Here is a 13,402-nt window from a genome sequence, read left to right on the forward strand (position 1 = left end):
TTATTTTCGCGCTTAGTCAACTACCGTAATCCCCGCATCTGCTAATGCTTTTCGCGCCTTTTTAGATATGCCGATGCCGGTCGTTTCGATTTTTTTAAGATTAATAAATGGCGCAAGCTCGGCGGCGTCAATATTTTTAATGTCGAAAAGCTCGTCCTCGCCGTCCCAATCAGGCGCGATTTGCAGGTAAATTTCGTTTCCGCCGTCAAGGTAGAGTTCGCTCACCTGCTCCGCCAAATTTGCGGGGACCGGATAGTCCTTAAACCACTTTTTGGCTTGCGGCAGGGCGCCGAAGTCCGCGTACGGATCGATACCGCGCTCCTCGCAGTACTCAGACACGTCAAATTTGGGCTGTAACAGGGATTTTTCATACATCAGCTCTTTCATCACGGCGATTTTGAAATTTAAATTTTTAAACGCTAGCGTCTCGCCCGCCGCGCGCGGAAGCTTAAATTTATCGCTCGGCTTGTGCTTTACCTTTTTCTCTTTTTGATTGATGCAGACGCGCCCTATCGGCATTTTCGCAGCTCGCACGATGTCTGCGATCTCGTCGGTATCGCGCTTAGCGAAGCGCTCGGCGAAGTCCATCGCGACTATGCGCTCCTGCACGGCCTCGGCTAGAGCTAGCGAGACTTCGAACTTGCCTAGGCTAAGCTCCCAAAATATATATGCGCCGCGCAGCTCCTGCTCCGGCACGACCTCAAGCGGCGGTCTGCCCTCAAGCGTGAACGTGCCGCCGTAGAGTTTACGTGGAACCTCGTGTTGCACGCCTTTTGCGACCTCAAGCATCAAAATCATCTCGGTAAGCTTCGGTTCTGCGAGCTCGCCTGCGCGCACGAAGGCGAAAATCCCCGCCTCATCCCAAAAATAGCGGCTTTTGCCCTCACCGTCATCGATCACGCGCGGCTGGCCTAGGGCTTCATTAAATTTAACTAGATCAAACCCGCAGTTTACGCCGTTTATAAAAACGCCGTCTGGGCGCACGTCAATGTCAAATTTTTGCTTTTTAAAAATGTCAAACAGTCCCATTTATCGCTCCTAATTTTGCCTCAAATAAAATTTACACACGACATTTGTTTGTAGCTTGCAGGCGGCACAAAGCGCTCTATTATTCCTGATTTACGTGATTTTCAAAGATAAATTTATGCTCCTGCGGCAGCGATTCGTAAAGCTTTAGCGATAGGTTTCTGATTTCCCAAAGCGCCGATTTTGAGCTGCGAAGCGAGAGGAAATTTTGTAAACTGCGCGCGTTTACGCTCCACGTGAGCTCGGTTTTGTAGCACTCGGGTAGGCAGTATTTGACGATGTCGAGGCTTTTTGTGGTGTTTGCAAGGATTTCGCGCAGGTTTTCTAGCGCTTTGATGCTTGCGTTATCGACCGTTTCGTCGCCCGTTAGCACGAGAAATTTCTGCGCTCGCTCAAAGTCGCCAAGCTCAAATTTGAGCTCTTTTTTTAGCTCTTTTAGCGTGTATCGCGTTGATTTGACGCTGAGGCTTGCTACGCGGTGACGGGCCAGCTCTTGCAGCAAGGCGCGCGAGATGCCTTGGATGTAGAAGTTATAGTAGAGGTGCTCTAGCGTGCTGGCGTGTTTAAATTTATTGCCGACGCGCTCGATGAGCTCGATGTCTTTTTCGCCGCCGTTATCGCCCTTTTCGAAGCTTTGCCAGCATGTGCGGATAGCGTGCGAGCAGATGTTTAGCGGGGTGTAGTTTAGAAGCGTTACTTGCATTTTGTCTCTTTTGGTTAAATTTAGACCTAAATTTAGCTAAAAATCAATAAAAAGGGCTTTAGACGAAACTAAAGCCCGAAGAAATAAATTATTTTAATTGAAGCAGCGTGTTTAGCATTTCGTCGCTAGTCGTGATAGTCTTTGAGTTGGCTTGGAAGCCGCGCTGTACGACGATGAGCTGAGTTAGCGAGCGAGATAGATCGACGTTACTCATCTCGAGGCTCGAGGCTGAGATCTTGCCGCGTCCAGCCGTCTGAGCCGCGCCGATGATCGGATCGCCGGAGTTTGCCGTGCGGGAGAATAAATTTCCGCCCTCGCTAGCCAATCCCTCGTTGTTGGCAAATTTAGCCACGCCCACTTGCGCTAGTCCTAGGCTTCGGCCGTTCGTAAACGAGCCGACTAGGGTTCCGCTTTGATCTATCCTGATGCCGTTTAGCTCGCCGCTAGCGTAGCCGTCTTGGCTTATGTCGGCAGTGCTTGAGTCGTTATCGGTGCTGGCTAGACCGTCCATCTGAGCCGTAGTTCCTAGCTTTAGCTCGATATGTTGGCCGTCGGCCGAGCCGTTTTGCGCGCCGAAGGTTATGCTAGCCGGGCTATATGTCGCTAGCGAGCCGTCCGGGTTAAATCTCACGTAGCCCGTTATCACGTTTGCAGGCTCGCCGTTTTGATTTATGCGGTTTGGTTCGGCTACTTGGATAACCATCGTCCACTCGGTTCCGCCGTTTGGCGTGTAGCCGCGTTTTACGAAGTCCATTTTGATGTTGTGTTTCGTGCCCAAGCTATCGAAAAGATCGGTGCTAGAGCTGTGGGCGGCCATGTTTAGGCTATCTGTTACCCTTGCGGCGTTGCCCGGGCTTATAGAGCCTGAAAGCGGCGCCATAGATGCCGTAAATTTGACGTTTTCGGTTATGTTGTTTGCAGCGTTGCTAAGACCAGTGATGGTTAAATTCATATTGTGGTCGTTAACGTCGGTGTTTGTGTTGGCTGTGCCTGCATTGCCGGTAGTATCGTCTGTATCGTCGCCGTCGTCAGAGTTAAATGCGTCGCCGGATGGATTTTTGATCTGAAACTGTCCGTGCTCGTTTACTGTTACCTCTACGCCGTCGTTTTTGTTATCGTTTAAAGCACCCGTAAAAGTTCCTTGATTAGGAGTTATGTTAGGAGGCGTTCCGGCATTTCCTACGACTGTTCCGGTGTAGTTCGTCCAGAGTCTCGCGTCTCTTTGCATAGCTTCGCGAAGGTCTTCGGTAGTCGTTACCTCTCTAGCCATAGAGTCATTATAAGTATGAGTGGCATTGACTTGAGTTTTGTTATAGGTATATTGATACGCCGTGATGATATTAGTCGTTACGAAGTCGTTTCCTATGTTATTTGCGCCGTTTACAGTCATCTTTATATTTTTAGTATTAACGGTCGTTCCTAAATTATTTCTATTCGTTAATACGAGCTGATTACCGTTGATAACGCTTGCTTCTACGCCTGTTTTAGTGTATTTTTCGTTTATAGCCGATGCTAGTTCGCTGACGCTAGTTACGCTTGCGACTATCTTTTCGCCGTTTAGCGTGATATCAAGCTGCTTTGTCCCGCCAAATCTTCCGTCCGGCTGAGCGCCTACGTTTAGAGCCTTGGTTTTAGCATCTGCATAGCTGGCCCAGATACCTTGACCGGTGCGGAGGTTATATGCGTCGCCATTGTTGTTAAATAATACTCCAAGATCTGCGCCGCGCTCCGTCATCTTTTGTTCGCCGTTTTTGTTCACGTAAAATCTATTTTCTCCGACGTTGTTTTCCTCGTGCTTTTCTGCGTCAACTTTTATGCCGTCTTTGCCCGTATCGGCCCAGTTGTGGTATTGATCGAGTTGGTAGATAGGGATTTTTTTAGCGCCAACGTCGTTACCGCTATCTAAATTTCCTTTTAGTGTGATATTTGTCGTGGCGCGAGCCGGAACGGTTAGGCCTGCAGGGATATTTATATCGCTGATAGGTCTAGTCGGATCGATTTCCCCGGTTTCTTCGTCTCTCATCCATCCTTGCACGATGTTGCCGCCGTTATCGACGAAATTTCCTACGCTATCTCTTGAAAAGTCGCCGTTTCTGGTGTAGTAGGTAGTCTTGCCGCCGTCCGGGCTAACCATGAAAAATCCGTCGCCTTGAAGCGCGATGTCGGTTTGTTTATCGGTAGTTTGCAAAGAGCCTTGCTTGAAAATTTTAGTCGTCGAGTTTATCTGCGTGCCAAGACCGACTTGCATGCTATTTACGCCGCCGTGGCGATTTTGCGGGCCGGTAGCGATACGCGAATTTTGATATATAATGTCGTCGAAATTCGCTCGGCTGTATTTAAATCCGACTGTGTTGACGTTGGCGATGTTGTTGCCCTCGACGTCCATAGCGATCTGGTGGGCTTGCAGTCCGGTAACGCCTGCCCAAAGTGATCTCATCATAGCTTTATCCTTTTTGAAAAGTAAATTTTGAGATCACTTAAGCAAAAGATGTTCCAAATTTTAAATTTGATTTAGTATTTGTGAAGGTAGCGACGAAAAAGAGTTTATGATTCAAATTTATAAATTTGACTTCAAATTTGAATGTAAAAAGTCAAGGCGAAGTATTTTGAGATGATTTTTGGGGCTGTGCGGCTAAAATTTTGCATAGGCTAGACATGTAGTCTGCCGAGCAAAATTTTAGCAAACTCCGCAAAAAGCACTCAAAAGACGAGACTAGATCAGAGAATCATCGCTCCGATAACGCCGCCGATTAACAGCGGTATATTAAAGAAGATGAAAGTCGGCACGCACGTATCGTAAATATGATTGTGCTGTCCGTCGGCATTTAGGCCGCTCGTAGGCCCTAGCGTACTGTCGCTAGCGGGACTGCCCGCATCGCCTAGAGCCGCCGCGATACCCACTAGCAAGATGATCGCCGCCGGAGAAAAACCCAGCGATAGCGAAAACGGCACGTAGATCGCCGCGATGATCGGTATCGTGCCAAAGCTTGTGCCGATGCCCATAGTAACGAGCAAGCCGATAGCTAGCATCAAGATCGCGCCGCCCATTTTGCCGCCGGCGACTGCGCTAGCAAAGCTCACCAGTTGCTCGATACCGCCGCTCTCGCGTAAAACCGAGCCAAAGCCCGCGGCAACGAGCATGATAAATGCGATAAAGCCCATCATCGCTAGGCCGCTGTCCATGATTTTGTCGATTTTACGGTATTCGATACCGCCGAAAACCACCATAACTAGCAGCCCTAAAAGCGCTCCAAGCGGCATACTCTCGGTATAAATTTGCACTCCAAACGCCGCAACCGCGCCGCCTAGCACCGCCCACTCTTTTTTCGTCATTTTTAGGCTTGCGGCCATCTGAGCCTCTTGCTCCTCGCTCGTTTCAAATTTAGTGTGCGCGTAGTCGCGTCTTTTGCGGTAAAAGACGAAAACGGCTAAAAGCAAGCCCACTAGCATAGAGAGGCCGCCGATCCACATCACGCTTGAGATCTCGCTCATCTGCACTTCTACGCCGTTGTTTGCGAGCTCTTTTTTGATGATGCCGTGAAAGATAAGTCCAAAGCCCACGCTAAGGCTAACGTATGGCGCCTTTAGTCCGAAAGTAAGAGCGCACGCGACGGCTCGGCGGTCGATGCCTAGGCGGTTCATCAGCGGCAAAAGCGGCGGAATGAGAATCGGTATAAAAGCAATGTGAACCGGGATCAAATTTTGCGAAAAGCACGCGATAGAAGCGATTATCAGAGCAAAATAGGTGCTGGTTTTGGCTAGAGCCTTGCTAACGGCGTTTATGAGGATCGCCGTTAGGTTCGTGTTGGCTATCGCAGCTGCGAGCGCGCCGAGCAGGATATAGCTGAGCGAGGTTTCTAGGTTGCCCTTCATGCCCGTTATCAGCGTAGAGGTGGTGGCCGTTAGCGCGTCGAAAAAGGCCCCTACGCCGGCAAATCCGCCGTGATAGATGAGTCCCGCGACTAGGGCGGAGACGAGGATGGAAAGCAGGATGTTAAATCGCAGCAAACAAAGCGCGGTCATCACGATGATGCTGATCACGACGGGATTGGTTAGCATTATTTTCCTTTTTGTAAATCAAATTCGTAAATCAAATTTCGCCGCCGGTCAAATTTGACGACTGGCGGCGAACTAGCGTCAAATTTATCTAATGCGGATGCCTAGTCTCGGCTTGTTATTATAGTATTCGTCGTCTCGGTCGTTATATCCGTCATCGTATCCGTCATTATAACCTCTATTATAACCACTATCTCTAGGATCGTATCCGTCATGTCTGCCGATACCGTTTTGTCTCATGTATTGATCGGTGAGTTCCCTGCGGTAATCTTTTCTTTTATAGTTTCTTCTGTATCTATCGTCGTAACGGTCGTCTAGCATCAAAATAACGTCGGAATTTGAAAGCATATCGTTGCAATATCCATCTTTGCAGCGTTTTTTATTATAAGCTTTTCCGTTTGGTACGATAATTAAAGATTCGTTTGAATATCTGTCGTAAGCGTCTGCAAAGTTTATAAAAAGAGCAACGATAAGACCTATTAAAGCAAACTTCTTCATGAAAAATCCTTTCTAGTTAATTTTTAATCATTTTATAATATAAAATTTAAAGTAAAGTAAATTTTTAGCGCAAATATAATACAATCTCTCGAAATTTTTTCAAGGAGTAAGTAATGATAAAATCGCTTTTTGGCGCGTCGAAGATTGCGGCTTTGGCTTTGCCTTTTCTTTTGACGGGTTGTATGTCATCGATGAATATGGGCTCAAGCAGCGCCAAAACGACTGCTACGGGCTCTGCAGGCGGTTCAAATTCTCAAAACGCAAACGCTCAACTTCAAAAATGTTCTCAATCTTTAGGCACCATGGTGATTTACGAAGATAGAGATTCTGACTGGTATACCGTACTTACAAGAGATTATAGGCTTCCTTCCACCGTTCCGGTTCTTAGGCTTTTAGCGCAACAATCAAACTGCTTTGTCGTCGTCGAGCGCGGTAAGGCATTTAACCAAATGATGGAAGAGCGCGCCTTGATGCAGTCGGGCGAACTTAGAAAGACTTCAAATTTTAAAAAAGGTCAGATGGTTGCCGCAGACTACACTTTAACGCCTTCGATAACTTTTAGCGCAAGCGATACTAGCGGTATCGGTGGCGTAGTCGGTGCATTTTTTGGCGGCGTAGCCGGCGCGGTAGCCGGGGGATTTAGCACGAGTGATGCCAGTACGATGCTAACTCTCATCGAAAACCGCTCCGGCGTACAGTTAGCGGCAGCCGAGGGAAGCGCTAGAAACACGGACTTTGCAGGACTTGGAGGCTTATTTGGTAGTAAGGTAGGCGGAGGACTTGGGGCCTACGCCAACACGCCTGAGGGCAAAGTCATAGTAGCAGCCTTCACCGACTCGATGAATAACCTAATAGATGCCATCAGAAACTACAAAATGCAAACCGTAAAAGGCGGTCTTGGTGCAGGCGGCACGATGAAAGTAGCGGATTGATTTTATCTTCGCTAGGCTAGAGCGACTAAAATCGCTCTAGCCATTTTATAAGCGTGAGGCAAGCTCCGCTTCGCACTTAAATTTGAGCTTTCGGGTTCAAATTTTCTCATGATAAAACATAAATTTTAGATCTTGCAGCATGATTGCCATGCCGTGTACGCCCTTTCAAATTTTTATACTTATGTAATTAAATAATTGATAAAATCGACTAAATTCCACTAAAAGGATCAAAATTGAGAAGCGACATCATCAAAAAAGGCTATACGCGTGCGCCGCACAGAAGCTTGCTAAGAGCGACCGGGCTAAAAGACGAGGATTTTGAAAAGCCCTTCATCGGCGTAGCAAACAGCTTCATCGAGATCATCCCGGGGCATTTTTTTCTCAACAAATACTCCGAAATTTTAAAAGACGAGATCCGCAAAAACGGCTGCGTGCCGTTTGAGTTTAACTGTATCGGCGTGGACGACGGCATCGCGATGGGACATAGTGGGATGCTTTACAGCCTGCCTAGCCGCGAGCTGATCGCAAACTCCATAGAAACGGTGATGAACGCGCACGCCTTAGACGCCCTCGTGTGCATGCCAAACTGCGATAAAATCGTGCCCGGCATGGTGATGGGCGCGCTTCGTGTGAACGTGCCGACGGTTTTTGTTAGCGGCGGCCCGATGAAAAAGGGCTACACAAAAAAAGGCGAGCCTATCGACCTTGCGACTGCGTTTGAGGCGGTGGGTAAATTTGAAACCAAAGAGATCAGCGCCGAGGAGCTAAAAGAGATCGAGTGCGCCGCCTGTCCGAGCGGGGGCAGCTGCTCGGGGATGTTTACGGCAAACTCGATGAATACGCTGTGCGAAGCGATGGGTATCGCGCTAAAAGGCAACGGCACGGTGCCTGCGCTAACTCCCGAGCGCGAGGAGCTCATCAGGCAGGCGGGGCGCCGTATCTGCGAGATAGCGCTCGATGAAAAATACAAAATCCGCAACATCGTGAACGAAAAATCGATCCAAAACGCCCTGGTAGTCGATATGGCGATGGGCGGCAGCAGCAACACCGTGCTGCACATCCTGGCTATCGCGCGCGAAGCGGGGGTAAATTTACAGATCGCTGGACTCAACGAGATCAGCCGAAAGATCGCTCACATCGCCAAAATCAGCCCTAGCCTGCCAAATATCCACATGGAGGACATCGACCGCGCGGGTGGACTAAGCGCCGTGATAAATGAAATTTCGCGCCGCGATAACGGACTACTGGGTTTAGACGCGCTAACGGTAAGCGGCGAAAGCCTGGGCGAGCGCGTCGGAGCTAGCGCCATAAAAGACGAATCGGTCATCCACAAGGTCGAAAACGCCTATTCGCAGGTTGGCGGACTGGCGATTTTGTTTGGAAATTTAGCGGAACAGGGCTGCGTCATCAAGACCGCGGGCATCATCGGCGAACGCAAATTTAGCGGCAAGGCCGTGTGCTTTAACAGCCAAGATGAAGCGATAGAAGGCATCTCAAGCGGCAAGGTAAACAAAGGCGACGTGGTCGTCATCCGCTATGAAGGGCCGCGCGGAGGTCCTGGCATGCAGGAAATGCTAAGCCCGACGTCGCTCATCATGGGGCGAGGTCTCGGCGCAGACGTAGCGCTCATCACGGACGGACGTTTTAGCGGTGCGACGAGAGGGCTAAGCGTCGGGCACGTGAGCCCCGAAGCTGCCGAGGGCGGCATGATCGGACTGCTAGAGGACGGCGACATCATCGACATCGACGTAGATACATACGCGATCAACGTACGTCTAAGCGCAGCCGAGATCGCCGAGCGCAGGGCTAAATTTAAGCCGCTTGAAAAACCGCTGCCGTATCGCTGGTTGCGAATGTATCGCAAGCTGGTAACAAATGCAAGCAACGGAGCGATTTTGGAGGCGTAATGCGCCTTAAATTTTAAATATGCCGCCGTAAATTTGATCAAATTTGCGGCGGTTTTGCTAAATTCTCGCGCGATTTTTATCGTTAAGAGCCTCAAATTTACGCCGCAATATTAGGATAGCGAGTGTTTGCAGGCCGTTGCTAGCACACTATTTTTTCGTTACCTCCGCTTATCTTTTTACGCGCCGAGCGATAGCGTAGTAAAAATCAAATTGCAAATTTGCAGATATTTTACAAAAGCTATAATCGGTAAATTTGATCAAATATATTTACTCAAATTTACTTCGCCAGCTCAAAAATCGCTTTGATATTTTCTTTCGTATAGAGCTTATCTTTGCGCCAGTTTACCGCGTAGTCGTGGGCTAAATTTACGACTTCCTCTAGCGTTTCGTCCTCTATGCCGACGACCTTTAGGCTAACTGGAGCGCCGATTTTACTAAGCCACGCTTTAAAGGCGGCGATGCCCTCATCGGCTGAATTTACGCCGAAAATCTCGCGCGCAAAACGCTCGAATGCGCCCAAATTTCGGCTCTTATACCACTTCATCCACGCAGGCATTATGACCGCTAGGCCCGCTCCGTGCGCGCAGTTTACGACCGCGCTCATGGCGTGTTCTAGCATGTGGTTCGGGTAGGAGTAGCCGTGCGTACCGACGTAGGTTAGGCCGTTTAGCGCCATCGTCGCCGCCCAGGCAAACTCGGCTCTGGTATCGTAGTTGTCGGGATCTGCGAGTAAAATTTTAGTCGTTTTCATCACGGTTTTGATGTTGGCTTCGATGTAGAGATTGATGATGTCAGGTTGAACGCTAGCGGTGAAATATCCCTCTATGCTGTGCGCGATGATATCGGCGGCGGAGTAGACTAGATACTCGCGGCTCACGCTGGCTTGTAGCTGCGGGTTTACGACCGAGACTAGCGGATAGAGGACGTCTCCGTGGATGGCGAATTTTTGTTTTGTGGCTTCGTTTGTCACGACTGCGCCCGAGTTCATCTCGCTGCCCGTCGCCGCAAGAGTTATGATGTCAAAGATTTTTAGTGCGCGACTCGGGTCCTTGCCCGTGAAAAAGTCCCACACGTCGCCCTCATATAGCGCGCCCGCGGCGATGGCTTTGGCGCTATCTAGACAGGAGCCCCCGCCTACGCTCAGCACGCTGTCGGCGTTAAATTTCCTAGCTAGCTCGATGCCTTCGTAGACTTTGCTTAGCACTGGGTTGCTAACCACGCCGCCAAGCTCTATAAACTCTATGCCGTTTTCTTTTAGGCTCGTTGCGACCGTATCGAAGAGTCCGTCTTTTTTGATGCGTTCGCTGCCGTAGATCAGTAGGGTTCTTTTAGCGTTAAATTCGCGCATATAAAGCCCGATATTTCGCTCTTTGCCTCTGCCGAATTCTATTTTAGTGGGGTTGTGAAAAGTGAAGTCAAACATCTCGTTCTCCTTAAAATTTTAGCCTCATTATAGCGATAAAAGCTAAAATTTAAGTAGAACGAGATTTGCGGATCAGCGCTTATTCGCGCAAATTTCCAAAGTATTTGTCGTCGTTTTTCTCGACGTGTTTGATGTTAAAATGGACGAATTTGTATCCGCCAAAAAGCGCCAAAACCCAAAGAAAAAGAAAAACTATCGCTTCTATCATTTTTATCCTTAATATGCGTGATGATCGTGCTTGATCTCGTCGGCCGTGATCTTTTTGCTATCCATTGCGCGCCAAACGACGAAAATATAGCCCAAAACAAACGGCACTAGTAGGCTCACGTAGGCCATGACGTTTAGCGTGTAGTGACTAGAGCTTGCGTTTTTGATCGTGAGCGAGCTTTGTAAATTTGAAAATGACGGATAAAACGCCGTATCGGCAAGTCCGGCCACCAAAAATAGCCCGGTAACGGTTAGCACTACGCCAACACCGTAAGGCACTACGCCGTAGATGCTTGTCGTAAACACACCCTTAAATATACCGAAAAGCACGAGTCCGGCGCCTATAACTATCATTGCAGCTACAAGCGGCATCTGGAGTAAATTTAGAACGTATTTAAAGCCAACGAGGCTCACTACGCCGCTCTCGTCGTATGCAAAACCGGCTTTGGTAAACACCCAAGCGATGAATATCAAAAAGAACGGCAAAAACAAAATCGTATTTTTTAGCGCCGCTTTTCTGGCGTTGGCTCTTATCTCCTCATCGTCGATGTTGTTGATGAGATAGAGCGCCCCGCCTACGCGAGAGAGAAAAAATACCGCGATGCCTAGCGGATAGAGCATGATGTTGCCCAGCGCTTCAAGTCCGCGAAACGGCGTCTGCCACTGTACGAAGTTGTGCTCGTTTAGTAAAAAGTCGCTACCCGAAAAAAATGTGCTAACCGCCATACCGATCAGTATAACGCCTAAAGAGCCGTTGATGAAAAGGAAAATTTCATAGGTTTTTTGACCCAGGAAGTTGTCCGGTTTTTTGCGGTATTCGTAGCTCACGGCTTGGAGGATAAAGCAAAACAAAATCGCCAGCCACACCCAGTACGCGCCGCCGAAGCTTGTTGCGTAAAACAGCGGAAATGCCGCAAAGCACGCACCGCCGAACATTACGAGCGTGGTAAAAGTAAGCTCCCATTTGCGCCCGATAGAATTTATCACCATATCTTTTTGAAGCTCGTTTTTGCAAAGTCCGAAAAGTAGCGTCTGTCCGCCCTGAACGAACATCATAAACACTAGCAAACCGCCTAGCAAGCTAACTACGCACCACCAGTAAATTTGTAAAAATTCTAAACTAAGCATGGTTTTCAAATCCTATTTTTATCTGTTTTAGCATGATTTTTATCTCGGCTATGAGCAGAGCCGTGAAAAGAACCGCAAATAATATAAACGAAATTTTGACGTTTGTGCTCGATAAATTCGTCGCTCCCACGCCCACCGTCATGAGGTCTTGCACGACCCACGGCTGGCGCCCTACTTCGGCTACTATCCAGCCCGCCTCGATAGCTACGTAACCAAGCGGTATCGTAAATACGCAGATCCAAAGCAACTTTTTGAAATTTTCGATATTGTTCGCCATGCAAAGATAAAGTACGACGAAAAATAGCGCTAAAAAGTAAGTGCCAAGCGCAACCATCACGTGGAAGCTATAAAACGTTAGGCCAACGGGCGGCACGGCGTCGGCAGGCTTTTCAAGATAGCCGTAGCCTAGAAATTTCATATTTTGAGCTAGAGTTTGCTCGGCTTGCTCCATCGCGGCTTTATCGCCTGATTTTTTAGCGGCATTATAGGTTGTTAGCGCGCTAACGGCTAACGAGCCTTTGGCCATCTTGCTCGCAACGCCCTCTATGTCGTGAGTTTCATTGCCATACACTAGATCGTCTATACCGGGAGTAAAGTTGTTAAACCCTCTAGTAGCCATAACTCCGAGCGCGTAAGGAAATTTTATCTCTAATAAAAACGGATCTTTGTCATCGCCAGGTTTTTTAGACGGATCTAGTACGCCCATAGCGACTAGGCCGGCGTTTGTTTCGCCTTTATAAAGGCCTTCCATCGCGGCTAGTTTCATAGGCTGGGTGCGTGCGACCTGATATGCGCTCTCGTCGCCGCTAAACATCAAAAATAGCGACGTAACGAGACCGAAGCTTGCCGCTACGATGATAGATTTTTTAGCCATGATTAGGTGGCGTCCTTTTAGGATAAACCACGCTGAAATTCCTATCACGAAAAGCGCACTAGCAACGTAGCCGCTAGTTACGGTGTGTAAAAATTTGATGATACCTACCGGGCTAAGAGCGACCTCGAAGAAATTTTCCATTTCCATTCTTGCGGTTGCGGGGTTAAATTTCATACCCACCGGATACTGCATCCAGCCGTTTGCGATGAGGATCCAAAGCGCGCTCAAATTTGAACCGATAGCCACGAGCCAGGTCGAGATGAGGTGAAATTTCTTGCTAACCTTATCCCAGCCAAAAAACATAACGGCAAAGAATGTCGCCTCCATAAAGAACGCAAGCAAGCCCTCGATAGCTAGCGGCGCACCGAAGATGTCGCCGACAAACCAGCTGTAGTTCGCCCAGTTGGTGCCGAACTCAAATTCCATTATGATACCGGTAGCCACGCCGATAGCAAAGTTTATACCGAAGAGTTTTAGCCAAAATTTGGTGATTTTTAGCCACTGCTCGTTACCGGTTTTGACGTAGATACTCTCCATAATGGCGATGATAAAGCTAAGTCCCAACGTGAGCGGAACAAACAAAAAGTGGTATATGGCGGTGAGCGCAAACTGCGCCCTAGACCAATCGACCGAAGCGATTTCAGACAT

The 13,402-nt window shown here is 48.5% G+C and carries 11 protein-coding genes; 2 read left to right on the forward strand and 9 right to left on the reverse strand.

Translation table 11 applies throughout. From position 1 onward, the window contains the following. Positions 1-12: 12 nt before the first annotated feature. The 5 genes from E4V70_RS06145 to E4V70_RS06165 form a co-directional block, all read right to left on the reverse strand. Entirely contained in the window at positions 13-1,029 is a 1,017-nt protein-coding gene (locus tag E4V70_RS06145; protein WP_122862281.1) for a DUF6892 domain-containing protein, read from the reverse strand. A 79-nt stretch (positions 1,030-1,108) separates the two neighbouring features. After that, on the reverse strand, positions 1,109-1,729 hold the full coding sequence (gene thyX / locus E4V70_RS06150; RefSeq protein WP_122862282.1) for an FAD-dependent thymidylate synthase: 621 nt from the start codon (positions 1,727-1,729) through the stop codon (positions 1,109-1,111). 88 nt (positions 1,730-1,817) lie between these two features. Further along, positions 1,818-4,169, reverse strand: a complete 2,352-nt coding sequence (flgE, locus tag E4V70_RS06155; RefSeq protein WP_122862283.1) for a flagellar hook protein FlgE — start codon at positions 4,167-4,169, stop codon at positions 1,818-1,820. A 278-nt stretch (positions 4,170-4,447) separates the two neighbouring features. Beyond that, positions 4,448-5,788, reverse strand: coding sequence for a Na+/H+ antiporter family protein (locus E4V70_RS06160; protein ID WP_122862284.1), 1,341 nt, complete (start codon positions 5,786-5,788; stop codon positions 4,448-4,450). A gap of 84 nt (positions 5,789-5,872) precedes the next feature. Continuing rightward, positions 5,873-6,283, reverse strand: coding sequence for a hypothetical protein (locus E4V70_RS06165; RefSeq protein ID WP_122862285.1), 411 nt, complete (start codon positions 6,281-6,283; stop codon positions 5,873-5,875). A gap of 113 nt (positions 6,284-6,396) precedes the next feature. Between E4V70_RS06165 and E4V70_RS06170 the strand changes: the two genes are divergently transcribed. Then, on the forward strand, positions 6,397-7,215 hold the full coding sequence (locus E4V70_RS06170) for a CsgG/HfaB family protein (RefSeq protein ID WP_122862286.1): 819 nt from the start codon (positions 6,397-6,399) through the stop codon (positions 7,213-7,215). Between the two features lie 233 nt (positions 7,216-7,448). Continuing rightward, on the forward strand, positions 7,449-9,122 hold the full coding sequence (gene ilvD / locus E4V70_RS06175; RefSeq protein ID WP_122862287.1) for a dihydroxy-acid dehydratase: 1,674 nt from the start codon (positions 7,449-7,451) through the stop codon (positions 9,120-9,122). Between the two features lie 277 nt (positions 9,123-9,399). On the opposite strand, the gene E4V70_RS06180 is transcribed toward ilvD, so the two are convergent. From E4V70_RS06180 to E4V70_RS06190, 4 genes are all read right to left on the reverse strand, one after another. After that, positions 9,400-10,545 (reverse strand): iron-containing alcohol dehydrogenase, encoded by a 1,146-nt coding sequence (locus E4V70_RS06180; RefSeq protein WP_122862289.1) that lies wholly within the window; start codon positions 10,543-10,545, stop codon positions 9,400-9,402. A 79-nt stretch (positions 10,546-10,624) separates the two neighbouring features. Further along, positions 10,625-10,753 (reverse strand): hypothetical protein, encoded by a 129-nt coding sequence (locus E4V70_RS11105; RefSeq protein ID WP_002943393.1) that lies wholly within the window; start codon positions 10,751-10,753, stop codon positions 10,625-10,627. 8 nt (positions 10,754-10,761) lie between these two features. Continuing rightward, positions 10,762-11,880, reverse strand: coding sequence for a cytochrome d ubiquinol oxidase subunit II (locus tag E4V70_RS06185; protein WP_122862290.1), 1,119 nt, complete (start codon positions 11,878-11,880; stop codon positions 10,762-10,764). Then, positions 11,873-13,402 carry a cytochrome ubiquinol oxidase subunit I gene (locus tag E4V70_RS06190; RefSeq protein ID WP_122862291.1) on the reverse strand — a complete coding sequence of 510 codons (1,530 nt, stop codon included), beginning with the start codon at positions 13,400-13,402 and terminating at the stop codon, positions 11,873-11,875. The genes E4V70_RS06185 and E4V70_RS06190 overlap by 8 nt, the downstream gene beginning before the upstream one ends.

The sequence above is a fragment of the Campylobacter showae genome (assembly GCF_900699785.1).
Taxonomy (GTDB): domain Bacteria; phylum Campylobacterota; class Campylobacteria; order Campylobacterales; family Campylobacteraceae; genus Campylobacter_A; species Campylobacter_A showae_D.

Excerpts from the sequence above, each read along its gene's own strand:
- E4V70_RS06145 (WP_122862281.1), bottom strand. The coding sequence starts at position 1,029 with ATGGGACTGTTTGACATTTTTAAAAAGCAAAAATTTGACATTGACGTG.
- thyX (WP_122862282.1), bottom strand. The coding sequence starts at position 1,729 with ATGCAAGTAACGCTTCTAAACTACACCCCGCTAAACATCTGCTCGCAC.
- flgE (WP_122862283.1), bottom strand. The coding sequence starts at position 4,169 with ATGATGAGATCACTTTGGGCAGGCGTTACCGGACTGCAAGCCCACCAG.
- E4V70_RS06160 (WP_122862284.1), bottom strand. The coding sequence starts at position 5,788 with ATGCTAACCAATCCCGTCGTGATCAGCATCATCGTGATGACCGCGCTT.
- E4V70_RS06165 (WP_122862285.1), bottom strand. The coding sequence starts at position 6,283 with ATGAAGAAGTTTGCTTTAATAGGTCTTATCGTTGCTCTTTTTATAAAC.
- E4V70_RS06170 (WP_122862286.1), top strand. The coding sequence starts at position 6,397 with ATGATAAAATCGCTTTTTGGCGCGTCGAAGATTGCGGCTTTGGCTTTG.
- E4V70_RS06180 (WP_122862289.1), bottom strand. The coding sequence starts at position 10,545 with ATGTTTGACTTCACTTTTCACAACCCCACTAAAATAGAATTCGGCAGA.
- E4V70_RS11105 (WP_002943393.1), bottom strand. The coding sequence starts at position 10,753 with ATGATAGAAGCGATAGTTTTTCTTTTTCTTTGGGTTTTGGCGCTTTTT.
- E4V70_RS06185 (WP_122862290.1), bottom strand. The coding sequence starts at position 11,880 with ATGCTTAGTTTAGAATTTTTACAAATTTACTGGTGGTGCGTAGTTAGC.
- E4V70_RS06190 (WP_122862291.1), bottom strand. The coding sequence starts at position 13,402 with ATGTCTGAAATCGCTTCGGTCGATTGGTCTAGGGCGCAGTTTGCGCTC.